At 72.1% G+C, this 23,179-nt stretch carries 21 protein-coding genes and 1 pseudogene; 13 read left to right on the top strand and 9 right to left on the bottom strand.

Annotation, left to right across the window (positions count from 1 at the left end):
* Positions 1-115: 115 nt before the first annotated feature.
* Together IF67_RS0109630 and IF67_RS0109625 are read left to right on the top strand one after the other, a co-directional pair.
* Positions 116-958 (top strand): nitrilase-related carbon-nitrogen hydrolase, encoded by an 843-nt coding sequence (locus IF67_RS0109630; RefSeq protein WP_030984090.1) that lies wholly within the window; start codon positions 116-118, stop codon positions 956-958.
* Positions 955-2,277: an aspartate aminotransferase family protein gene (locus IF67_RS0109625; RefSeq protein WP_030984088.1), complete on the top strand. Its 1,323-nt coding sequence runs from the start codon at positions 955-957 to the stop codon at positions 2,275-2,277. Before IF67_RS0109630 ends, IF67_RS0109625 begins: the two co-directional genes overlap by 4 nt.
* Before the next feature lie 75 nt (positions 2,278-2,352).
* Here IF67_RS0109625 and IF67_RS0109620 read toward each other — a convergent pair whose 3' ends face one another.
* Positions 2,353-3,237 (bottom strand): ABC transporter substrate-binding protein, encoded by an 885-nt coding sequence (locus IF67_RS0109620; protein ID WP_030984086.1) that lies wholly within the window; start codon positions 3,235-3,237, stop codon positions 2,353-2,355.
* 368 nt (positions 3,238-3,605) lie between these two features.
* Between IF67_RS0109620 and hydA the strand changes: the two genes are divergently transcribed.
* The 3 genes from hydA to IF67_RS0109605 all read left to right on the top strand — a co-directional run bounded on the left by hydA (position 3,606) and on the right by IF67_RS0109605 (position 7,734).
* Entirely contained in the window at positions 3,606-5,015 is a 1,410-nt protein-coding gene (gene hydA / locus IF67_RS0109615) for a dihydropyrimidinase (protein ID WP_030984085.1), read from the top strand.
* 11 nt (positions 5,016-5,026) lie between these two features.
* Entirely contained in the window at positions 5,027-6,028 is a 1,002-nt protein-coding gene (locus tag IF67_RS0109610) for a TIGR03842 family LLM class F420-dependent oxidoreductase (protein WP_030984083.1), read from the top strand.
* Positions 6,029-6,177: 149 nt separating this feature from the next.
* The gene (locus IF67_RS0109605) at positions 6,178-7,734 is read left to right on the top strand and encodes an NCS1 family nucleobase:cation symporter-1 (protein WP_030984082.1); all 1,557 of its coding nucleotides are present in this window, start codon (positions 6,178-6,180) and stop codon (positions 7,732-7,734) included.
* Between the two features lie 44 nt (positions 7,735-7,778).
* Here IF67_RS0109605 and IF67_RS41290 read toward each other — a convergent pair.
* The 3 genes and pseudogenes from IF67_RS41290 to IF67_RS0109590 all read right to left on the bottom strand — a co-directional run.
* Positions 7,779-7,982: pseudogene (locus IF67_RS41290) on the bottom strand (lipoate--protein ligase family protein); the annotation flags it as partial.
* 137 nt (positions 7,983-8,119) lie between these two features.
* Entirely contained in the window at positions 8,120-8,593 is a 474-nt protein-coding gene (locus IF67_RS0109595; protein ID WP_030984078.1) for a hypothetical protein, read from the bottom strand.
* Positions 8,594-8,855: 262 nt separating this feature from the next.
* Positions 8,856-9,620, bottom strand: a complete 765-nt coding sequence (locus IF67_RS0109590) for an SIR2 family NAD-dependent protein deacylase (protein ID WP_030984077.1) — start codon at positions 9,618-9,620, stop codon at positions 8,856-8,858.
* Positions 9,621-9,826: 206 nt separating this feature from the next.
* Between IF67_RS0109590 and IF67_RS0109585 the strand changes: the two genes are divergently transcribed.
* From IF67_RS0109585 to IF67_RS0109555, 7 genes are all read left to right on the top strand, one after another.
* Positions 9,827-11,692, top strand: a complete 1,866-nt coding sequence (locus IF67_RS0109585; protein WP_030984075.1) for a gamma-glutamyltransferase family protein — start codon at positions 9,827-9,829, stop codon at positions 11,690-11,692.
* A gap of 260 nt (positions 11,693-11,952) precedes the next feature.
* Positions 11,953-12,753, top strand: coding sequence for an inositol monophosphatase family protein (locus IF67_RS0109580; protein WP_051817848.1), 801 nt, complete (start codon positions 11,953-11,955; stop codon positions 12,751-12,753).
* A gap of 40 nt (positions 12,754-12,793) precedes the next feature.
* Positions 12,794-14,215 carry a phytoene desaturase family protein gene (locus IF67_RS0109575; protein ID WP_063754321.1) on the top strand — a complete coding sequence of 474 codons (1,422 nt, stop codon included), beginning with the start codon at positions 12,794-12,796 and terminating at the stop codon, positions 14,213-14,215.
* An 89-nt stretch (positions 14,216-14,304) separates the two neighbouring features.
* Positions 14,305-14,817 (top strand): O-acetyl-ADP-ribose deacetylase, encoded by a 513-nt coding sequence (locus tag IF67_RS0109570; RefSeq protein ID WP_030984070.1) that lies wholly within the window; start codon positions 14,305-14,307, stop codon positions 14,815-14,817.
* Between the two features lie 264 nt (positions 14,818-15,081).
* A complete protein-coding gene (gene pip / locus IF67_RS0109565) occupies positions 15,082-16,059 on the top strand; it encodes a prolyl aminopeptidase (protein WP_030984068.1) in 978 nt (325 codons plus the stop codon).
* 103 nt (positions 16,060-16,162) lie between these two features.
* Positions 16,163-17,635: a DNA-3-methyladenine glycosylase 2 family protein gene (locus IF67_RS0109560; protein WP_030984066.1), complete on the top strand. Its 1,473-nt coding sequence runs from the start codon at positions 16,163-16,165 to the stop codon at positions 17,633-17,635.
* 10 nt (positions 17,636-17,645) lie between these two features.
* Positions 17,646-18,185, top strand: a complete 540-nt coding sequence (locus IF67_RS0109555) for a methylated-DNA--[protein]-cysteine S-methyltransferase (protein ID WP_030984065.1) — start codon at positions 17,646-17,648, stop codon at positions 18,183-18,185.
* 60 nt (positions 18,186-18,245) lie between these two features.
* Here IF67_RS0109555 and IF67_RS0109550 read toward each other — a convergent pair whose 3' ends face one another.
* From IF67_RS0109550 to IF67_RS0109540, 3 genes are read right to left on the bottom strand one after another with little or no spacing between them, the layout of a single operon-like run.
* A complete protein-coding gene (locus IF67_RS0109550) occupies positions 18,246-18,563 on the bottom strand; it encodes a TetR/AcrR family transcriptional regulator C-terminal domain-containing protein (RefSeq protein ID WP_107050192.1) in 318 nt (105 codons plus the stop codon).
* Between the two features lie 31 nt (positions 18,564-18,594).
* Positions 18,595-19,404 carry a DUF4037 domain-containing protein gene (locus tag IF67_RS0109545; protein ID WP_030984060.1) on the bottom strand — a complete coding sequence of 270 codons (810 nt, stop codon included), beginning with the start codon at positions 19,402-19,404 and terminating at the stop codon, positions 18,595-18,597.
* A 39-nt stretch (positions 19,405-19,443) separates the two neighbouring features.
* Complete coding sequence (locus IF67_RS0109540) at positions 19,444-19,956, bottom strand: NUDIX domain-containing protein (RefSeq protein WP_030984058.1); 513 nt, start codon at positions 19,954-19,956, stop codon at positions 19,444-19,446.
* 353 nt (positions 19,957-20,309) lie between these two features.
* On the opposite strand from IF67_RS0109540, the gene IF67_RS0109535 reads away from it, so the two are divergent.
* On the top strand, positions 20,310-21,434 hold the full coding sequence (locus IF67_RS0109535; protein WP_030984056.1) for a glycerate kinase: 1,125 nt from the start codon (positions 20,310-20,312) through the stop codon (positions 21,432-21,434).
* Positions 21,435-21,530: 96 nt separating this feature from the next.
* Here IF67_RS0109535 and pssA read toward each other — a convergent pair whose 3' ends face one another.
* Both pssA and IF67_RS0109525 read right to left on the bottom strand, forming a co-directional pair.
* Positions 21,531-22,391, bottom strand: coding sequence for a CDP-diacylglycerol--serine O-phosphatidyltransferase (pssA, locus tag IF67_RS0109530; protein ID WP_030984053.1), 861 nt, complete (start codon positions 22,389-22,391; stop codon positions 21,531-21,533).
* Positions 22,378-23,025, bottom strand: a complete 648-nt coding sequence (locus IF67_RS0109525; RefSeq protein WP_030984051.1) for a phosphatidylserine decarboxylase — start codon at positions 23,023-23,025, stop codon at positions 22,378-22,380. Before IF67_RS0109525 ends, pssA begins: the two co-directional genes overlap by 14 nt.
* Between the last annotated feature and the right edge of the window lie 154 nt (positions 23,026-23,179).

Raw genomic sequence — 23,179 nt, 5'->3', positions numbered from 1 at the left:
ACGCGCCACGGGAGAGATGGTCTTGCCACCGTGCGTGACGGGGGCCTACGGTCACCTCCACACGCGTAGATCCCGCGCGGGCTGCATGGCTGACGCATCGACAAAGGAGCAGCTCATGGCCGATGTTGTGCGTGCCGCACTGGTCCAGGCGACCTGGACCGGCGACACCGAATCGATGATCGCGAAGCATGAGGAGTACGCCCGGGCGGCGGCCGCGCAGGGTGCGAAAGTGATCGGCTTCCAAGAGGTCTTCAACGCCCCGTACTTCTGCCAGGTCCAGGAGCCCGAGCACTACCGCTGGGCCGAGCCGGTGCCCGACGGCCCGACCGTCCGGCGGATGCAGGACCTGGCCCGCGAGACCGGCATGGTCATCGTCGTCCCCGTCTTCGAGGTCGAACAGCCCGGCTTCTACTACAACACCGCGGCCGTCATCGACGCCGACGGCACGGTGCTGGGCACCTACCGCAAGCACCACATCCCGCAGGTCAAGGGCTTCTGGGAGAAGTACTACTTCAAGCCGGGGAACGCCGGCTGGCCGGTCTTCGACACCGCCGTCGGCAAGGTCGGCGTCTACATCTGCTACGACCGCCACTTCCCCGAGGGCTGGCGGCAGCTGGGCCTCAACGGCGCCCAGCTGGTCTACAACCCCTCCGCCACCTCCCGCGGCCTGTCCGCCTACCTCTGGCAGCTGGAGCAGCCCGCGGCCGCTGTCGCCAACGAGTACTTCATCGCGGCGATCAACCGGGTCGGCGTCGAGGAGTACGGCGACAACGACTTCTACGGCACCAGCTACTTCGTCGACCCCCGAGGCCAGTTCGTCGGCGACCTCGCCAGCGACTCCAAGGAGGAACTGGTCATCCGCGACCTCGACTTCGCCCTGATCGACGAGGTCCGGCAGCAGTGGGCGTTCTACCGTGACCGCCGCCCCGACGCGTACGACGGGCTGGTGCAGCCATGACCCAGACGCCTCAGGACACGGCGGCCCTGCACGCCCGCCACCAGGCCGTCCTGCCCTCCTGGCTCAGCCTCTACTACGAGCGGCCGCTCGAACTCACCCACGGCGAGGGCCGCCACGTCTGGGACGCCGAGGGCAACCGCTACCTCGACTTCTTCGGCGGCATCCTCACCACCATGACGGCGCATGCGCTGCCCGAGGTGACCAAGGCCGTCAGCGAGCAGGCCGGCCGCATCATCCACACCTCGACGCTCTACCTCTCCCGCCCCATGGTCGATCTGGCCGAGCGGATCGTGGCGCTCTCCGGCATCCCCGACGCCCGGGTCTTCTTCACCACCTCCGGTACGGAGGCCAATGACGCGGCCCTGCTGCTGGCCACCACGCACCGCCGCTCCAACCAGATCCTGGCGATGCGCAACAGCTACCACGGCCGCTCGTTCTCCACCGTCGGCATCACCGGCAACCAGAGCTGGTCGCCGACCAGCCTCTCGCCGCTCCAGACGCTCTATGTGCACGGCGGGGTACGCAGCCGCGGCCCGTACGCCGAGCTGAGCGATGCCGAGTACACCGCCGCCTGCGTCGCCGACCTGGAGGACATGCTCCAGCAGACCGCGGGCGGTGTCGCCGCGCTGATCGCCGAACCGGTCCAGGGCGTCGGCGGGTTCACCATGCCGCCCGACGGCCTCTACGCCGCGTTCCGCGAGGTGCTCGCGCGCCACGGCATCCTCTGGATCAGCGACGAGGTGCAGACCGGCTGGGGCCGCACCGGCGACCACTTCTGGGGCTGGCAGGCGCACGCCGGCCACGGCCCGCCCGACATGCTCACCTTCGCCAAGGGCATCGGCAACGGCATGTCCATCGGCGGGGTGGTGGCCCGCGCCGAGGTGATGAACTCGCTCTCCGCGAACTCCATCTCCACCTTCGGCGGCAGCCCCGTCACCATGGCCGCGGGCCTGGCCAACCTCAACTACCTCCTCGAACACGACCTCCAGGGCAACGCCCGGCGGGTCGGCGGTCTGCTCATCGAGCGGCTGCGGGCGGTCGCGGCCGGCCTGGAATTCGTCCGGGAAGTGCGCGGCCGCGGCCTGATGATCGGTATCGAACTGGTCCGCCCCGGCACCGACGAGCGCTCGCCCGAGGCCGCTTCGCTGGTCGTGGAGGCCGCCAGGGAACGCGGTCTGCTGGTCGGCAAGGGTGGCCAGGGCGGCGCCTCGCTGCGGATCGCCCCGCCGATGACGCTGACCGTCGCCGAGGCCGAGGAGGGCGCGGATCTGCTCGCGGACGCGCTGCGGGCGGCGCACGGCATGGCGGCCGCTTCGTAGCGGACACCACTGCGGCCGGCGGGGGCTTCACGAGGCGCGATGCCCCCGCTCACCCGCGGCGGGCCGCGGCACGGCTCACCCCGTCCCGGCGGACGCGCGCACCGTGTCGGCCAGCAGGGTGAAGAAACGGGTGTGCGCGCGCCGGCTGCACGGGGCCTCCGGGTTCCACGGCAGCAGCCGGGCCCGCGCCTCGATCGCGCGCCAGTGCTCGTCGGCCCGGAGCTCCTGGGGCCGGGCGGCATTGACCCGTACGTCCATGAGCACGATGTCCGGGTCCATCGCCGCGGCCTCCGCCCAGCCGACCGTGGACCAGTTCACCCCGGCGCCCGCGGCCGGTTCCAGCAGCCCGAGGCCGTGTTCGGTCAGCGCCCGCAGGTCGGGCCAGGAGCTGGGCCGGGCCAGATGCACCCGCTCCGGGCCCGCGGGCGACAGCGCCAGCACCCGCGGCCGTACGGCGCCGCCGGTCGCCTGCCGCAGGGCATCCTCGGCGGTGTCCAACTCGCGGGCGCCGGAAGGGGGTTCGCCCCGGCCGAGCGAGCCGGCGAGCGCCGCGAAGCGTTCGCGCACCTCGGCCAGGCTCCGGCCGGGGCCCACCGCGACCGTGGCGAGGGGGACATGTGTCTCCAGCTCCCGCGCGGTCTTCTGCTCCAGCCCGTAGACCTGCTCGCCGTCATAGGTCACGGCCACGACGAGGTCCGGTTCCGCCTCCAGCAGGGTGTCCGGGTGCAGCGTGCCACCCGAGCCCAAGTAGGGGATCTCCGTGAGCGGCAGCTCACCGGCCTTGGCGGGGTCGGGGGCGGCGCCGTCGTGCTGGGACCCGAAGAGCCCCACGGGACGTATGCCGTGGTCCCACAGCGTCGCCCCCGCCTGTATGTACGCCACGATCCGCAACGGCCGGTCCCCGGCCACCGCAAGGCGCCCCCGGTCGTCGGAGAACTCCCACGGTGTGCTGTGCTCCATGACCTGTCGCCCCTCTGCCTCGTCCGTCAGGATGCTGTGGCGTTCGCCCGGATGGCCCGCCGGCGTCGGCGGATATCTGCCCATCGCGTCACTCCCGCACCCCTCCGCCGCGTGCCGGGCCCATGGCGTCCGGGCGCCGCGTTGAACCGTCCAGCTGATCGTCGGGGCAACACGAACGTCTCCGCTGATTAACGGTCACGGTATTGCCACCGTGGGTGACATGCTTCTACGGTCTCCTTCTCGACCGCGATCTACGGGTGTAGACCGGTGGTGGCGTGGCGTCAGCGGAGCAGACCTGCCGAGGGGATGGTGCGCGTCGAGCTCCGCCTTCCCGTGCCGCCGATGTCGCTGGTGTGGAAGGAGCGAGGATTGTGAGCCGTACGGTCGTCCGGGGCGGACTGGTCATCACTGCCGCCGATGAGATCCACGCCGATGTGCTGGTGGAGGACGGCCGGATCGCCGCCCTCGCCGCGCACGGCAGCCCCACCGCGGACAGCTGGGGGGAGTCGGCGGACCGCATCCTCGACGCCACCGGCAGATATGTCATCCCGGGAGGCGTCGACGCACACACCCACCTGGACTTCCCGTTCGGCGGAACCTTCTCCTCCGACAACTTCGAGACCGGGACCCGCGCCGCGGCCTGGGGCGGCACCACCACCATCGTCGACTTCGCCGTCCAGTCCCGCGGCAAGTCGCTCCGCGCCGGCCTGGACACCTGGCACGCCAAGTCCGACGCCCAGTGCGCCATCGACTACGCGTTCCACATGATCCTCTCGGATGTGAACGAGCACACCCTCAAGGAGATGGACCTCCTGGTGGCGGAGGGCGTCACCTCCTTCAAGCTGTTCACCGCCTACCCCGGCGTCTTCTACAGCGACGACGGACAGATCCTGCGCGCCATGCAGCAGTCCGCCGACAACGGCGGCCTGATCATGATGCACGCCGAGAACGGCATCGCCATCGACGTCCTCGTCGAACAGGCGCTGGCCGCGGGCCGCACCGACCCGCGCTACCACGGCGAGGTCCGCCACGTCCTTCTGGAGGCCGAGGCCACCCACCGCACCATCCAGCTGGCGCGGGTGGCCGGTGCACCGCTCTATATCGTCCATGTCTCCGCCGAGGAAGCCCTGGCCGAGATCGCCCAGGCCCGGGACAAGGGGCTGAACGTCTTCGGTGAGACCTGCCCGCAGTATCTGTTCCTGTCCACCGACAACCTCGCCGAGCCGGACTTCGCGGGCGCCAAATACGTGTGCTCCACCCCGTTGCGGCCCCGGGAGCATCAGGCGGCGCTGTGGCGCGGGCTGCGCACCAACGACCTCCAGGTGGTCTCCACCGACCACTGCCCCTTCTGCTTCCAGGGGCAGAAGGAGCTCGGCCGCGGCGACTTCTCCAAGATCCCCAACGGGATGCCCGGTGTGGAGAACCGGATGGACCTCCTGCACCAGGCCGTTGTGGAGGGCCGGATCAGCCGTCGGCGCTGGATCGAGATCGCCTGCGCCGCCCCCGCCAGGATGTTCGGCCTCTACCCGAAGAAGGGCACCATCGCCCCCGGCGCCGATGCCGACCTCGTCATCTACGACCCCACCGCGGAACAGACCGTCTCCGCCGAGACCCACCACATGAACGTCGACTACTCGGCGTACGAGGGCAAACAGCTCACCGGACAGGTCGAGACGGTCCTCTCACGGGGCGAACTCGTCATCGACCGGCGGGAGTTCACCGGACGCGCGGGACACGGTCAGTACATCCCGCGTGGCACATGTCAGTACCTCACTTAAGGAGCGCCGCTGTGGACTTCGGAGTTGTCCTACAGGCCGACCCGCCCTCCGCCGCCGTCGTGTCCCTGATGCGCCGGGCCGAGCGCAACGGCTTCCGCTACGGCTGGACCTTCGACTCGACCGTGCTGTGGCAGGAACCGTTCGTCCTCTACAGCCGCATCCTGGAACACACCGAGCGGCTGATCGTCGGTCCGATGGTCACCAACCCCTCCACCCGCGCCCCCGAAGTCACCGCCTCCACCTTCGCCACCCTCAACGAGATGTACGGCAACCGCACCGTCTGCGGTATCGGCCGTGGCGACTCCGCGATGCGGGTGGCCGGGCGGCCGCCGAACACCCTGGCCCGGCTGGGCGAGTCGATCGGTGTCATCCGCGATCTGGCCGAGGGGCGGGAGGCGTATGTCGGCGACCACCGGATCAAGATCCCCTGGATCAAGGACGGCAAGCTGCCGGTCTGGATGGCCGCCTACGGGCCCAAGGCCCTCGCCATGGCCGGCGAGCTGGCCGACGGCTTCATCCTCCAGCTCGCCGACCCCTTCCTCACCGAGTGGATGATCAAGGCTGTTCGGAAGGCCGCCGCGGACGCCGGACGCGATCCGGACGAGATCACCATCTGTGTCGCCGCACCGGCCTATGTGGGCGATGACCTGGAGCACGCCCGCGAGCAGTGCCGCTGGTTCGGCGGCATGGTCGGCAACCACGTCGCCGACCTCGTCACCCGCTACGGCGAGCACTCCGGCATGGTGCCGGACGAGCTGACCGACTACATCAAGTCCCGGGAGAGCTACGACTACGCCCACCACGGCCGGTCGGGCAACCCGGACGCGGGTTTTGTGTCGGACACCGTCATCGAGCGCTTCTGCCTGCTCGGCCCGGTCGCCGCCCACCTCGACAAGCTGCAACAGCTCAAGGCGCTGGGCGTCGACCAGTTCGCGCTCTACGCCATGCACGACGCAAAGGAATCCACCCTCGACGCCTACGGAGCAGAGATCCTTCCCGCGTTCGCCGACTGAACGGGCGCTCATACGGGGCGGTGCCCACCGCCTCCGGCGTTCGGCCCCAGCGGTCGTGGCGCCGGCCGGCGTGCCGGGCGCCACGACCGATGCCCCGCTGCGCCGCCCCGGCCACCGGGCGGCCCGCACCCGGACGAAAGGCCCCGCACATGTCCGCGCCCTCCTCCTCCGTGCCGCCGGAACTCCCCATAGCGCCCGCGGGCCAGATCACCGCCCCGGACGGCCGGGTCGAACCGGCACCGGGCGCCATCGCGGCGCACGGCCGGTACGTCAACGCCGACCTGCGCCCGGTACCGCTGTCCGAACGCCGCTGGACCACCTACAACTTCACCGCCCTGTGGATCGGCATGGCCCACAACATCCCTTCCTGGACGCTCGCCTCCGGCCTGGTCGCGCTCGGCATGGACTGGAAGCAGGCGGTCCTGACCATCGCGCTGGCGAACCTCATCGTCCTCGTCCCGATGCTGCTCACCGGGCATGCGGGCCCCAAGTACGGCATCCCCTTCCCCGTTCTGGCGCGGGCGTCCTTCGGGCTGCGCGGCGCCAATCTGCCCGCGCTGGTGCGGGCCGCCGTGGCCTGCTGCTGGTTCGGCATCCAGACCTGGATCGGCGGCCAGGGCATCTACATCCTGCTGGGCAAGATCTTCGGCGGTGACTGGGCCGGGGCGGCGTCCATCGGCGGCTACCCCTGGACCCTCTGGCTCTGCTTCCTGGTCTTCTGGGTCGTCGAACTCGCCATCATCCACCGGGGCATGGAGACCCTGCGCCGCTTCGAGAACTGGGCCGCGCCCTTCGTCCTCGTCGGCGCGCTGGTGCTGCTCGGGTGGATGGCGGCCAAGGCGGGCGGGTTCGGTCCGCTGCTGGACCAGCCGAGCGCACTGGGCTGGGGCGAACACTTCTGGCCGGTCTTCTTCCCGTCCCTCATGGGAATGATCGGCTTCTGGGCCACCCTGTCCCTGAACATCCCCGACTTCACCCGCTTCGGCGCCGGGCAGCGGGCCCAGGTCTGGGGGCAGTCCCTGGGGCTGCCGACCACGATGACGGCGTTCGCCCTGCTCTCCGTACTGGTCACCTCCGGCTCACAGGCGGTGTACGGGGCGCCGGTCTGGGACCCGGTCGCGCTGGCCGGGAAGTCCGACAGCGTCTTCGGTCTGCTCTTCGCCCTGGTCACGGTCCTGGTCGCGACGATCTCCGTGAACATCGCCGCCAATGTCGTCTCGCCCGCCTACGACCTGGCCCATCTGGCCCCGAAGCGCATCAACTTCCGTAGGGGCGCGCTGATCACGGGCGTGATCGGCGTGATCATCCTGCCGTGGAAGCTCACCGCCACCCCCGAGCTCTACATCTTCACCTGGCTCGGAGTGGTCGGCGGGCTGCTCGGTACGGTCGCCGGCATCCTCATCGCCGACTACTGGATCATCCGCCGTACCGTCCTCGACCTGGCCGACCTCTACCGTCCCGGCGGCCGTTACTGGTACACGGCCGGCTGGAACTGGCGGGCCGTCCTCGCCTTCGCCGTCGGCGGCCTGCTGGCGGTGGGCGGTTCGTACTCACAGCCCGGCAAGGGCCCGTTCCCCGCCGACGGTCTGATCCCGTTCCTCAAACCCCTGGCCGACTACGGCTGGGCGGTGGGCCTGGGCACCGCGCTGACGCTCTACCCGCTGCTGATGATCACGGCACGCGGGCGGGCCACCCGGCCGCACTGAAGGTGCCGGCCGTGGGCTCCCGCGCCCGCGCCGGGTCCGCCGTCCGCGTCGGTTCCGCCGTCCGGTCCGGCCATGCGCTTCTGCGCGGCGCCGGCGACCTTTCCGGCCCCGGCGGCGATGTCGTTGAGCGGCTGGTACCACGCCTCGATGCCCATGTCGCCGAGAGCGCCGAGGCCCCAGTCGTCGAGGTAGGCGTAGCTGTCGGCGCAGGAGAGGCCTGAGACGAGCACCTCGGGGACGTCGAGGGAGGCAGGCGATGCCGTTCCCGATGCTCTCGTTGCGGGTCTCGAACGCGATCACGTCCTCCCGGTTCCGCAGCCCGAACGTGCGCAGTCCCAGTACGTGTTCCCGAGTCTCGGTTGCCTGGATTCGCTGAGTGTTGCCTTCAGGAGGGGGCCAGGCTGTTCCGCGCTGCGGCCATGAAAGCGGCCTTCCCCGTCTCAAGGTGCTCGTTCACCTCGGTATCGCCTATGTCGCGCCAGACCGCTTGATTGAGCGCATGTCCGTAGACGCGGACGGGCTCGTGCAGTGTCTCGTCGCACAGCAGCATCACGTTCCCGGATGTGGTCCACAGCGCGGTCATGACGGTCTGCGTCTGCGTCATCCAGCCGTCCTCGTCGTCACCCCACGGCTCAGGACGGCGATAAGCAGCCCGCTCTGCCTCCGCCGCACCAGCGATGAAATCCTTGAGCGCCTGAAGCTGTTCCGCCCGGCGGCTCTCCGCATTCGCCACCACCTGGCGGCGTTCCTCGGCCCGCTCCGCGGCCCGCTGAGTGGCACGCTGGGCAAGCGCCGTCAGCCCGCCTCCGAGCGCAACACCCATGAGCGACACGACCGATGCCCAGACGTCGCCGGCCACTTCGATACCCCCTCCGAGAAGTCCCACCCACAAGCATGGACATGATCTCGTACCTCGCTGCAGAGATCCTCGGGCAGCCCGGCCGGCACGCACCGAGCGCGTTCGCGCGTACTCTGCCGGGCGCCTTGGCCAGTACGCCAACAACTGACGGCAGCACTCGGACGGCACGTCACGACAGGGCGAACGTTGCCTGCTGCGGCACTCGCTGCCGGCCGTGGGCTGCAAGCCGGGGCCGGGGCGAGCGCCCCCGTGCCGCCCGTGTCTATGCGTGCTCCGCCAGCCCCGCCAGGATTCTCGGCAGCGCACTGCCGATCGGTTCGCGGATCACCTCGGCGGCGAGCTCGTCGTACGGCGTCGGCTCGGCGTTCACGATGACCAGCCGCGCGCCGTGCTCCGCGGCCACCCCGGCGAGCGAGGCCGCCGGCTGCACCTGCAACGTGCTCCCGACCGCGAAGAAGACCTCCGCCGCCTTCGCCACCCCCAGCGCCGAACCGAGCACCTGCGGGTCCAGCCGCTCCCCGAACATCACCGTCGCCGACTTCAGGATCCCCCCGCACACCAGACACGGCGGATCGGGCTCGCCCGCGGCCACCCGGGCCAGCGCCTCCTGCATCGACGACCGTGCATGACAGCGGGTGCAGGTCACGGCCCGTACGGTGCCGTGCAGTTCGAGCACCTTGCGCTCGGGCATCCCGGCGCGCTGATGCAGCCCGTCCACGTTCTGCGTGATCACCCGTACCGGCGTCCCGGACCGTTCCAGCCGGGCCACCGCCGCATGCGCGGCATTCGGCTCGGCCCGGAACGCCGGGCTCTCCTGCCGCATCCGCCACGACCGCCGACGGATCTCCGGGTCGCCCATGTACGCGTCGTACGTGACGAGCTTCTCCGCCTCCGGATCCCGCCGCCACAGCCCGTTCGGCCCGCGGTAGTCGGGGATGCCGGAGTCGGTGGAAATGCCCGCGCCGGTGAGGATCGCGACGAGCGGGCGGCTGGTCGGCTGGTCGGGGGACACGTCGGTGCCGGTCATGACGCGAGGGTACGCAGAGGGGCCGACAGGAGCGAAGGAATTCGGGCCGGGCGGCATACGGATGCGGCGGCGGCTTCCGGGGCAGCAACCTCCGGGGGCGGCGGATCCGGGGTGAAGCCCCGGCTGCCCCCCGGCCGTACATCCGCACAGGCACATCCGTACAGACACCTCCGCACAGATACCTCCGCACAGACACAGGAGCCTCCGTGTTCACCACCCGCCCGACCCTCCAAGGCACCTTCGGGATGGCCTCCACCACGCACTGGCTTGCGTCCCAGTCCGCGATGGCTGTCCTGGAGGACGACGGCAACGCCTATGACGCGGCCGTGGCCGCCGGGTTCGTGCTGCATGTGGTGGAGCCGCATCTGAACGGTCCGGCGGGCGAGGTGCCGATCATCCTGGCACCCGCCGACGGTCCCGTTCAGGTGCTGTGCGGGCAGGGCCCGGCGCCGGCCGGTGCGAGCGTGGCGCACTACACCTCGCTCGGCCTCGACCTGGTGCCCGGCACCGGGCCGCTCGCCGCCGCGGTCCCCGGCGCCTTCGACGCCTGGATGCTGCTGCTGCGCGACCACGGCAGCAAGTCCCTCGCCGAGGTGCTGCGGTACGCCATCGGCTACGCCGAGCACGGCCATCCCGCCGTCGAGCGGATCGGTGAGACCGTCGAGACGGTCCGCGAACTCTTCGAGACGGAGTGGATCTCTTCCGCGGAGATCTACCTCCCGGACGGCAAATCCGTCGCTCCCGGCGGGCTGCTCAGGAACCGGCCGCTGGCGGCCACCTGGCGGCGGCTGCTCGCGGAGGCGGAGGCCGCGTCGGCGAGCCGTGAGGCGCAGATCGACGCCGCCCGCCGCATCTGGCGTGAAGGCTTCATCGGCGCGGCGCTCGCCGACTTCGCGGCCCGCCCGGCCATGGACACCTCCGGCGAACGGCACGCGGGCACCCTCACCGGCGACGACCTGGCCGCCTTCTCCGCCACCTACGAGGCACCCGTCACCCATGACTGGAACGGCTGGACCGTCGCCAAGGCGGGCGGCTGGTCCCAGGGCCCCGCCTTCCTCCAGCAACTCGCCCTGCTGCCCGACGAGTTGCCCGCATACGGCAGTGCCGACTACGTCCATCTGCTCATCGAGGGCTGCAAGCTGGCCATGGCCGACCGGGAGGCCTGGTACGGCGACGCCGACGAGGTGCCGCTCGGCACCCTGCTCGGCGACGGGTACAACGCCGCCCGCCGGGCCCTCATCGGCGAGCGAGCCTCGTACGAGCTGCGGCCCGGCAGCCCGGACGGCCGCACCCCGCGGCTGAGCAAGCATGCGGTGGCGGCAGCGGCGGGGGAGGACGGCTTCGACGCGAGGAGTGTCTCCGGCAGCGGAGCCGGCGAGCCGACCGTCGCGCGCGGTACGCCGGCGCCTTCCGGGCCCGGCGATGTGCCGGCGGATGTCGCGCCGGAGATCGACCGGAACGGCGCCACCCGGGGCGACACCTGCCATATCGATGTGGTCGACCGCTGGGGCAACCTGGTCTCCGCCACCCCCTCGGGCGGCTGGCTCCAGTCCAACCCCGTCGTCCCGGCGCTCGGCTTCCCGCTCGGGACCCGGCTCCAGATGACCTGGCTGGAGGAGGGCCTGCCCAATTCCCTCACCCCGGGACGCCGCCCTCGCACCACCCTCACCCCGTCCCTCGCCCTGCGCGGCGGGGTCCCCGTGATGGCCTTCGGTACGCCGGGCGGCGACCAGCAGGACCAGTGGCAGGTCCACTTCTTCCTGGCCGTGGCGCTGCGCGGGGCGGTCCGCGGCGGCCTCGACCTACAGGGCGCCGTTGACGCCCCGAACTGGCACAACGACTCCTTCCCCGGCTCCTTCTTCCCGCGCGGGATGCGGCCGGGGAGCGTGACGGTGGAATCCCGCATCGGCGACGGCGTCATCGACGAGCTGCGCCGGCGTGGGCACCACGTCACGGTGGGTGACGCCTGGTCCGAGGGGCGCCTGTGCGCGGTGGCGCGGGACCCGGAGACCGGGGTGCTGGCCGCCGCGGCGAATCCGCGGGGGATGCAGGGGTACGCGGTCGGGCGCTGAGGGCGCTGTGGGGCCTGCCGGGGCCTGTCCGGGCGGCAGGGGGCTCCGCCCGGACAGGCCCCGTGCCTTCCGCGGCATCCGGAGTTCACCTGGAGTCCAGCCCTCGTGTCAGTGGCTCGTGGTTCGATGGACACATGATCGAAGCACTTCGTACCCAAGATTCGGGAGAGACCGCGATTACCCCGATTGCCCCCACAGCTGCCGCCGCGACCGCACCCGGCGCACCCGAGGCTCCGTCGTTCGACGTGTCGACGCTGGACATGGCCGCCGTCGAGGTCGCCGTCCGCCGCGCCGCGGCCGACGAGATCATGCCTCGTTTCCGGCAGCTCGCCGCCGAGGACATCGTCGAGAAGAACGGGCCGCACGACCTCGTCACGGTCGCCGACCGGCTCGCCGAGGAGCACCTCACCGCCGCGCTCACGGACCTGCTGCCCGGCTCCCGGGTGGTCGGCGAAGAGGCGGTGCACGCCGACCCGAGCGTGCTCGACGCGCTGCACGGCGACGCCCCCGTCTGGATCGTCGACCCGGTCGACGGCACCCGCCAGTTCGTCCACGGCGACCCCGGTTTCGCCACGCTCGTCGCGCTCGCCCACCACGGCGAGGTGCTCGCCTCCTGGACGTACGCCCCCGCCCTCGGCCTGATGGCCGTCGCCCGCCGCGGCGCCGGCGCCTGGCTGAACGGCGTACCGCTCCGGGCCGGCAGCCCCTCGTCCGCTGCGGTCCTCGATGTCGCCACCTCCCACTACGACTTCACCACCGACGACCAGAAGCGGGTGCTCGCCGCCCTGGAGACCGGCGGTATCGCCCCGCGCCCCTGTGGTTCGGCGGGCCTGGAGTATCTGCACATAGCCCGCGGCGACCTCGATGCCACGGCCTTCAGCTGGGAAAACTCCTGGGACCACGCGGCCGGGCTGCTGCTGGTCCATGAGGCGGGCGGCGCGAGCGGCACGGTCGCCGGGCAGCCGTTCCGGATCGAAGGCGGCAATGCGCTGCCCTTCACCGCGGCGCGGGACACCGCCACCGCGCGGCGTATCCTCGGACTGCTGGCAGCCGCCAACTGACCCTCACCGACGAGGGTCGGACTTGAGGGGAGTGGCGCAGGTGCCGAGGATGCTCGATGCCGTGGTGATCGGGGCGGGGCCCAACGGCCTGACGGCGGCGGTCGAACTCGCCCGCCGCGGCATGTCCGTGGAGGTCTTCGAAGCCCGCGGCACCATCGGCGGCGGCGCCCGCACCGAGGAGCTGACCCTCCCGGGCTTCCGCCACGACCCCTGCTCGGCGGTGCACCCCACCGGCATCGGCTCACCCGCCTTCTCCGCCATGCCGCTGGACCGCTACGGCCTCGAATGGCTGCACGCCGACCTCCCCATGGCGCACCCTTTCCCCGACGGCACGGCCGCCGTGCTCGGCCACTCCGTCGGCGAGACCGCCATGTCCTTCGGACCGCGCGACGCCGGCACCTACCGCAGGCTCGTCGAGCCCTTCACCGGCAAGTGGGAGGCGATGGCCCATGACTTCCTGCGTACCCAGTGGCTGGGCCTGCCGCAGGACCCGCTGACCTACGCCCGCTTCGGCCTGGTCGCGGCGCAGCCGGTCACCCTCCTCAACCGCCGCTTCCAGGACGAGAAGGCGCGCGCCCTGATGGCCGGGCTCGCGGCGCATGCCAACGCCCCGCTCGGCGGCTTCGGGACCTCCGGCATGGCCCTGATGTTCGCGCTCGCCGCGCACGCCAAGGGCTGGCCGGTGGCGCGCGGCGGCTCCCAGGCCATCTCCGACGCGCTCGCCGGTCTGCTGCGCGCCCACGGCGGCGTGGTGCACACCGACTTCGAGGTCAAACGCCTGGACGACCTGCCGCCGGCCCGCGCCTATGTCTTCGACACCTCACCGACCGCGCTCGCCCGGATCGCGGGCCTGGGCAACGCCTACCGCGACGTGAAGTACGGCCCCAGCGTCTTCAAGGTCGATTACGCCCTGTCGGCCCCGGTGCCGTGGACGGCCGAGGAGGCCCACCGCGCCGGCACCGTCCACATCGGCCCCACCAGCGGCGAGATCTCCGCCGCGCTGAACGCCGCCACACACGGCCAGGACCCCTCCGTACCCTTCCTGATCACCGCTCAGCCCAGCCTGATCGACCCCACCCGCGCCCCCGACGGCAAGCACACCTTCTGGGCGTACGGCCATGTCCCCCATGGCTGGGAAGGCGACGCCACGGACGTCGTCGAGCGGCAGATCGAGCGCTTCGCCCCCGGCTTCCGGGACCTCGTCCTGGCCCGCGCGGTCGCCGGTCCGCCCCAGATCGCCGCGCGCAACGCCAACTACGTCGGCGGCGACACCGCCACCGGCTCCGCGGCCGGCCTGCGCCTGCTCATCCGCCCCAAGCTGACCCGCGTCCCCTACGAAACCGCCCACCCCGCCGTCTTCCTCTGCTCCCAGGCCACCCCGCCCGGCCCCGGCGTCCACGGCATGTCCGGCCATTACGCCGCCAAAGCGGTCTGGCGCCGGCTGCGCGCAAACCGCCGCTGAACCGAGTGGCCGCTCACCGCTGAACCGAGTGCCGCTCAGCCGCTGAATCGGGTGGCCGCGCCCTACGACCCTCCGTAGGCTCGGACCCCATGAGCCCCACTCTCACCCTCATCCAGGGCGACATCACCGAACAAGCCGTGGACGCCGTGGTCAACGCCGCCAACTCCTCGCTGCTCGGCGGCGGGGGAGTGGACGGCGCGATCCACCGGCGCGGCGGCCCGGAGATCCTCGCCGAGTGCCGTGCCCTGCGTGCCGCGCACTACGGTCGCGGTCTGCCCACCGGCCAGGCCGTCGCCACGACCGCCGGCCACCTGCCGGCCCGCTGGGTCATCCACACCGTCGGCCCCGTCCACTCCGACAGCGAGGACCGCAGCGGCCTGCTGGCCTCCTGCTACCGCGAATCCCTCCTGATCGCCGACGAACTGGGCGCCGAAACGGTTGCCTTCCCGGCCATCTCCACCGGCGTCTACAGATGGCCGATGGAGGACGCCGCCCGTATCGCGGTGGAGACGGTGCGGGACGCCGAGACGGCGGTCGAAGAGGTGCGGTTCGTCCTCTTCGACGAGCAGGCGCACGCGACCTTCGCTGCGCACGTGCGCTGACCGCGGCACGGCACTACGGCCCGGCTCGGCACGGCACAGCCCGGAGCGGTCGGGCATGGCACAGCGCCGAGGGGCAGGGTGCCGTGCAGCCCGGGTACTGACGAGGTGCCGCAACTGGGGATCACCGAACTCCCCTTGACCCGTGGCCTGTTCGTACCGGGGACGGGGGCGGGGCATGGTTCGATCCGTTGGGCACGGCCGGTCCACTCGACCGCAAGCGCCACGTCGAGTGGACTGGACGAAGTACCAGGAGGAGAGCGGAAGATGACGCAGCCCTACGCCCCGATCGAGCCCTACCCTCCGATCGAGCCCTACGACACCGGCATGCTCGACGTCGGCGACGGCAACCTCGTGTACTGGGAAGTCTGCGGAAACCCGGAAGGGAAGCCCGCGCTGGTCGTCCACGGCGGGCCGGGGTCGGGGTGCAGCACGGGCGCGCGCCGGAACTTCGACCCGGACCGCTATCGCGTCGTCCTCTTCGACCAGCGCGGCTGCGGACGCAGCACCCCGCACGCCAGTGACCCGGCCACCGACATGCGGCACAACACCACCGGCCATCTGCTCGCCGACATGGAGCGGCTGCGCGGGCACCTGGGCATCGACCGCTGGCTGCTGTTCGGCGGATCATGGGGCTCGACGCTGATCCTGGCGTACGCGGAACGGCACCCGGAGCGGGTGTCGGAGATCGTCATCCCCCACGTCACCACGACCCGGCGTTCGGAGACCGACTGGCTCTACCGGGGTGTCGGCCGGTTCTTCCCGGAGGCGTGGGAGCGCTTCCTCGCCGGTGCTCCGGGGGTGGGACGGGACGGCGACATCGTCGGGGCCTATGCCCGCCTGATGGCGGACCCCGACCCCGCGGTGCGCGAGCGGGCCACCGCCGACTGGTGCGCCTGGGAGGACACGGTGCTCTCCCTGGAGCCGTACGGCGCACCCCACCCCTACGGCGACCGGCCCTCGAAGGCCCGGGTGGCCCTGGTCCGGATCTGCTCGCACTACTTCTCGCACGGCGCATGGCTGGAGGAGGGCGCGCTGCTGCGGGACGCCGGACGGCTGGCAGGCATCCCGGGAGTGCTCCTCCACGGCCGTCAGGACATGGGTGGGCCGCCCCACACGGCGTGGGAGCTCGCCCGCGCCTGGCCCGACGCCCACCTGACCGTCCTCCCTGACGCGGGGCACAAGGGGAGCGAGTCGATGCGGGCGGAGGCGATCGGAGCGCTCGACCGGTTCGCCGGGAAGTGAGGCCGGAAGGGCGGCCCCAGGCGACCCGCGCCGCCCCTGGTGGCCCGACGCAGATGTCGGATTCTCGCCAGCCGGATGCCGCCGACTGAGCAATCCTGAGGTCATGCACACCGACACCGAGCGTTGTCTGCGCGCCGTGCAGTCCAAGGATGCCCGCTTCGACGGCTGGTTCTACACCGCCGTGCTCACGACCCGTATCTACTGCCGTCCCAGCTGCCCCGTGGTGCCGCCCAAGCCGGAGAACATGTGCTTCTACCCGAGCGCGGCCGCCGCTCAGCAGGCGGGGTTCCGGGCCTGCAAGCGGTGCCGTCCGGACGCCAGCCCGGGGTCTCCCGAGTGGAACGAGCGGGCCGACCTCGTCGCCCGCGCCATGCGGCTGATCGCCGATGGCATCGTCGACCGTGGGGGCGTTCCCGGACTCGCCGCCCGGCTCGGCTACAGCCCCCGGCAGATAGAGCGCCAGCTGCTGGCGGAGCTGGGGGCGGGGCCGCTCGCCCTGGCCCGCGCGCAGCGCGCGCAGACCGCCCGGCTGCTGGTGGAGACCACCGCGCTGCCGATGGCCGATGTCGCGTTCGCCGCCGGATTCGCCAGCATCCGTACCTTCAACGAGACGGTACGGGAGGTCTTCGCGCTGTCCCCGACGGAGCTGCGACAGCGCGCCAGGCCCGGCCCCCGTGCGGCGGTGCCCGGCTCGCTCGCGCTGCGGCTGCCCTTCCGCCGGCCGTTGAACCCCGACAACCTCTTCGGACACCTCGCCGCCACCGCGGTCCCCGGGGTCGAGGAGTGGCGGGACGGCGCCTACCGCCGGACCCTGAGCCTCCCCTACGGGCACGGCATCGTCGCCCTCTCGCCCCGCCCCGACCACATCGACTGCCGCCTCTCCCTCACCGATCTGCGCGATCTGGCCGGAGCCATCGCCCGCTGCCGCCGGATGCTCGACCTCGACGCGGACCCGGAGGCCGTCGACGCGCTGCTCCGTGAGGACCCGCTGCTGACACCCCTCGTCGACAAGGCGCCGGGCCGCCGGGTCCCGCGCACGGTCGACGCCGAGGAATTCGCCGTCCGTGCCGTCCTCGGCCAGCAGGTCTCCACCGCGGCGGCCCGCACCCACGCCGGACGGCTGGTCCGCGCGCACGGCGAACGGGTCGACGACCCGGGCGGCGGCCTCAGCCATCTCTTCCCGCCCGCCACCGCGCTCGCCGGGCTGGACCCGGAGTCGCTGGCGATGCCCCGTGCCCGCCGGGCCACCCTCACCGGCGTCGTCGCCGCGCTCGGTTCCGGCGCACTCCAACTGGGCGTCGGCAGCGACCGGGACGAGGCCCGCGCACAGCTCACGGCGCTGCCGGGCATCGGCCCCTGGACCGTCGAATGCATCGCCATGCGCGCGCTCGGCGACCCGGACGCCTTCACACCGACCGACCTCGGCCTGCGCCGCGCGGCCGCCGGGCTCGGACTGCCGCACACCCCGGCGGCCCTCACCCGCCACTCCGCGCACTGGCGCCCCTGGCGCGCCTACGCCGTCCAGTACCTCTGGGCGACCGACGACCACCCCATCAACCACCTCCCGACGAACTGAGCCCGCAGCCATGACCGTTCACGCGCCCGAAGCGCCCCGCACCCACACCGTCCTCGACGACACCCCGGTGGGGCCGCTCACCCTGGTAGCCGCCGGCGAGGCCCTCACCGGCCTCTACATGACCGACCAGCGCCACCGCCCGCCCCAGGAGACCTTCGGCGGCCCGGCGGACCCCGACGAGCCTCCGTTCGCCCCGGCCGTCACCCAGCTCCGGGCCTATTTCCGCGGCGAGTTGACCACCTTCGACCTGCCGCTCGCCCTGCACGGCACGCCCTTCCAGCGTCGCGTCTGGGCGGCGCTGTGCACCATCCCGTACGGCGAGACCCTCTCGTACGGGCAGCTCGCCGAACGGCTCGGCGTCCCGACGGCGGCCCGCGCGGTCGGTCTGGCCAACGGGCGTAACCCGGTCGGCATCGTCGTCCCCTGCCATCGCGTCGTCGGCGCCAACGGCAGCCTCACGGGCTACGGCGGCGGCCTCGACCGCAAGCGCCGTCTGCTCGCCTTCGAGCGGACGGAGGACGCCCTCTTCCCGGCGGAGGCGTGCGAGTGAGGGGTCCGCTCGCCCCTGCTGGGCCCGAGCGAAGCCGTACTCGGATCGGGGCCTGCGCCCTCAGGCCCGGCCCGGGGGAGTGAGGCCGTCGAGCAGCACCCGTACCGTCTCCGCCGCGAACTCCTCGTCGCCTTCCGGGAGAAGCACACCGGGCGGTGCCTCGGCGTCGAAGAACAGGTCGAGGAAGGCACGGTGGAAACAGGCCCCGATGAGCAGCGTGGCCGCCGCGTGCGGGTCGATGCCGGATGAGACCCGGCCCAGCGCCTGCTCGGCCGCCAGATATCCGGCCAGGTGCTGGGTGGCGTTCTGCGGCCCGGCGGTGCCGAGCTCGATCAGGATGCGGGCCCGGACGCCCGTCCGGCCCCGCCACCCCACCACCCGCCACCCGGCCCCGCAATCATCGCCGGCCTCAGCCCGCGACGACCTCGCGTACCTCGTCCACCAGCTCCGCCGCCGTCGCCACCGAGCGCCGCAACTCCGCTTCCCCGCGCCCGAGGCCGCCGAGCAGGGCGGTGGCACGGGCACCGAAGCCGGGCGGCGTCTCCGGCATCGCCGTGGCCGCCGCGAGCGCGCCCTTCTCATTGAGACACCAGACGCGATGATGGGCGTGCAGCGCCTGGACGAGGTCGCCGACGGCCCGGGACAGACACAGGGCCGCATGCAGCACGTCCAGGGCCGCGTACGACTTGCCCGCCATCGCCACCGAGAATCCCGCGTCCCAGACCGCACCCTCGGTCAGCGCCCTGCGCAGGGCCTCGGGATAGGTGCGGGTCTCGTTCCTCAGGCGGGCCAGTTCCCCGTCGGTGTCCGCGAGCACCCGGCCCAGTGCCGCCTCGCCCGGGTAGGCGGGGGACCAGAATCCCAGGGGGTGACCGGCCTGTACACCGATCTCGTAGCGGCCCTCGCGGCACTCCTCCCACACCCGCCGCACCCGGTCGACGTCCCGCAGGATCCAGTCCACATGGCTGCCGTCGGGCAGCACGAGCCAGGCCCCGCCGTTAACCCACGCGCCCCAGGCGCCCGGCCCGTACACCTCGACGGGGCCACCGGTCACCTCCACGGCCAGCGCCTCCAGCGCCGCAAGATCCGGCTCGCCCTGGTAGTAGACGCCCAGATCCCAGTCGGAGTCCGGCCGATGGGTACCCCGTGCCCGGCTTCCGCCGAGCATCACCCCGACAACTCCCGGCACCTGCGCGACCTTCGCGGCGATCTCATCCATCCCGCCACGCTAGTACCGGCGGGATGACCGCCGCTCGCCTTATTCCGACGTACCGTCAGCCCCGGCCGGCGGCACGCCGTCCTCCAGTTCCGCCGGTCCACGGCCGTCCGCGAGGGCCTTCAGGGCGGCGCCGAGGCGCAGGGCCATTTCCCGGTTCACCAGCGTCTGGGCCTCGTCCCAGTGCACCATGCGCCAGGAGAGCAGCTCGTCCTCCTGCACACGGATCGCGGCCAGCTGCGCGGCGTCCAGCACCCCGCCGTCGTAGAGGTACGACACCAGCGGCGGCCGGTCCTTTCCACGTACCCAGTCGACGACGAGGAGCGCGCCCGGCTCCACGTCCAGGCCGATCTCCTCGGCGGCCTCGCGGCGGGCGGCCTGACGGGGCGACTCGCCGTGGTCCGACTCGACCGTGCCGCCCGGCAGGATCCAGGTGTCGCGGTAGTTGGGCTCCACGAGCAGAAGGCGGCCTTCCGCGTCACGGAAGATGATGCCCGCGCCCGCGAGCACACGGGGCAGGCCGGCGATGTACGTGGCGTAGTCCAAGGTGGTCACGGCGCGAGCCTAGACGGTACGGGTCCGGGGCCACGCCGGTCCCGGGGATCTTGCCGGCGCACCCCGGGGGCGCTCGGCAGCACCGCCCGACCCCGGGCGTGTCTTTCCGGCCAGGACGGGTCAGGGCGGATCAGGGAGCGAATCAGGGACGGATCAGGGGGCGATCAGGCAGCGGGGCCCGAAGACCTTGGGGGAGTGCGTACCGGGCCCGCGAGCCCGCCGTGTCGGCAAGGCACGTCCCAAGTGGCCTGTTCGCCGGGCCATGCGCCGGATAAGGTCACAGCGGCGCGACTGCCAGTTCGAAAGCAAGGGGAAACACGGTGGCGGACGCAGCAAGGACATCCACAGCGCATGTGCTGATCGCCGCGGACAAATTCAAGGGTTCGCTCACGGCCGTCGAGGTCGCCGAGCATGTCACGGCCGGTCTCCGGCGTGCGGTCCCCGGTCTCGACGTGGCGGCCGTCCCGGTCGCGGACGGCGGCGACGGCACGGTCGCGGCGGCACTCGCAGCCGGCTTCACCCGGCACGAGGCACGGGTCACCGGCCCCACCGGCACGCCGGTGACGGCCACCTTCGCGCTGCGCGACGAAGGCACCGCGGTGGTGGAGATGGCGGAGGCCTCCGGGCTCCAGCACCTCCCGGCGGGCGTCTTCGCGCCCCTGACCGCGACCACGTACGGCACCGGCGAGCTGCTGCTCGCGGCCCTCGACGCGGGCGCGACCTCGATCGTCTTCGGCGTCGGCGGCAGCGCCACGACCGACGGCGGCGCGGGCATGCTCGCGGCGCTGGGCGCGCGGTTCCTGGACGCGGACGGCGAGCCGGTCGCCCCTGGCGGCGGCCCGCTGCGCGACCTGGCCACCGCCGATCTGACGGGGCTGGACCCCCGGCTGGCCAGGACCGGGATCGTGCTCGCCAGCGATGTGGACAACCCGCTCACGGGTCCGAAGGGCGCCCCGGCGGTCTACGGCCCGCAGAAGGGCGCGAGCGAGGCGGACGTGGCCGCGCTGGACGCCGCGCTGGCGCACTACGCCGAGGTGCTGGAGCGCGCGGTGGGCCCGACGGCCGCGGAACACGCCCTGGCACCCGGCGCGGGCGCCGCGGGCGGGATCGGTTACGGCGCGCTGGTCGGCCTGGACGCGGCGTTCCGGCCGGGCATCGACGTGATGCTCGACGTCCTGGGCTTCGCCCCGGCGCTGGCCAAGGCCACCTTCGTCATCACCGGCGAGGGCTCGCTCGACACCCAGACGCTGCACGGCAAGGCGCCGGCGGGGGTCGCCGCCGCGGCCCGTGCGGCCGGTCTGGACGTGGTCGCGGTCTGCGGCCGCCTCCAGCTGACGCAGGAAGCGCTCGGCGCTGCGGGCATCCGGCGGGCCTACGCCCTGACGGATCTGGAGCCGGACCCGGCCCGCTGTATGGCCGAGGCGGGCCCGCTGCTGGAGCGGACGGCGGAGCAGCTGGCGCGGGACTTCCTGATCTGAGGCGGTGCGCGGCCCGCCGCGGGCCGCACACACCACAACGCCGCGGGCCCCGAGCGAGAAACTCGCTCGGGGCCCGCGGCGTCGTTCTGCGTTCCGCTAGGGGAGCTGTGCGGCGCGGGACTCCTCCCGCGACTCACGGCGGTTGTCGCGGAAGGTGTTGACCCTCCGGGCCGTCGCGAACAGCGGGATCATCGCGCCCATGACCACCTGGAGGGCACAGCCGGTCTGGAGCAGCAGCTGACCGCCGGGGGCGTCCAGCGCCCAGGCCGTGAGCATGCCCATGCTGAGCACGATCCAGCTGAGCACCGCCACCGCGAGCCGGCCCCGCGGCTTGGGGTACTCGACCCGGCTCACCATCAGCCAGGCCACCCCGATGATCGCCAGCAGCGTCGGCACGAAGGGCAGCTCCAGCAGCACGATGGCCACGACGGTCAGTGCGCCGAACGGGCCCGGCATGCCCTGGAACATGCCGTCGCGCATCGGCACGCAGGAGAACCGGGCAAGCCGGAGCACCACCGCGAGCAGCACCACGACGGCAGCGACCACGGACACCCGCTGGTTGGCGTCCTGGGTGACCATGCCCCAGGTCACCACGAAGTACGCGGGTGCCAGGCCGAAGCTGATCAGGTCGGAGAGGTTGTCGAGCTCGGCCCCCATCGCCGAGGCCCGCAGCTTGCGCGCCACCAGCCCGTCGAAGAGGTCGAAGACCGACGCCAGCAGCATCAGGATCACGGCCATCGCCGCACTGTTCCGGGCCATCCCGCCGTCCTCGGTGCCCGTCAGATGCGGGATGAGGACCCCGGTGGTGGTGAAGTACACGGCCATGAAGCCGCAGATCGCGTTGCCGAGGGTGAGGGTGTCCGCTATTGACAGCCGCGTGGACAGCGGCATGTCGTCCTCGTCCTCGTCGGTCTCGGGCGCCCAGCCCGCCTGTGTCTCGGGATCAATCACGGTCAAGACGAGTCACCCCCGCGGTGGTCGCCTGGCCGACCTCGACCGCCACCTCGACGCCCTCCGGGAGGTAGACGTCGACGCGCGAGCCGAAGCGGATCAGTCCGATCCGCTCGCCCTGCTCGACCTTGGTGCCCTCGGGCACGTACGGGACGATACGGCGGGCCACCGCGCCGGCGATCTGCACCATCTCGATGTCACCGAGCTCGGTGTCGAAGTGCCAGACCACCCGCTCGTTGTTCTCGCTCTCCTTGTTGAACGCCGGGACGAACCCGCCGGGGATGTGCTCCACGGACGTCACCGTGCCGGCCAGCGGCGCGCGGTTGACGTGGACGTTCAGCGGGCTCATGAAGATCGCGACGCGGGTGCGTCCGTCCTTCCACGGCATGATGCTCTGCACCACACCGTCGGCCGGGGAGATGACACGTCCCTGAGCGATCTCCCGCTCGGGGTCGCGGAAAAACCACAGCATGCCCGCCGCCAGCGCGGTGGTGGGCACGGCAACAGCGGCCCAGCGACCCGACCGGCGGGACCGGGCGAGGCTGACCGCTGCCGTGGCAACGGTCGGCAGGAGCCACGGCGACGCTCCGCGCGCGAGGCGGATACGACCGCGTTGTGCAGAGGATTGGCTGTGGGGCATGGATGACCTTCGTAGCGGAGGATGCCGCGTATGGATACGGGGGACGGCGGCTTTCCGGGGATGGTATCGGTTGCGAGCGGCAACTGGCCAAGAGCCAGAGCCAATCCGTGGCCGAAGAACGATGACGGGGTGTGATCTTCGTCTAGATCAAAGC

Source organism: Streptomyces sp. NRRL S-1813 (assembly GCF_000719605.1).
GTDB lineage: Bacteria > Actinomycetota > Actinomycetes > Streptomycetales > Streptomycetaceae > Streptomyces > Streptomyces decoyicus.
Note: the sequence above shows the minus strand (reverse complement) of the source record. Positions and strands in the feature narration are given on the sequence as shown.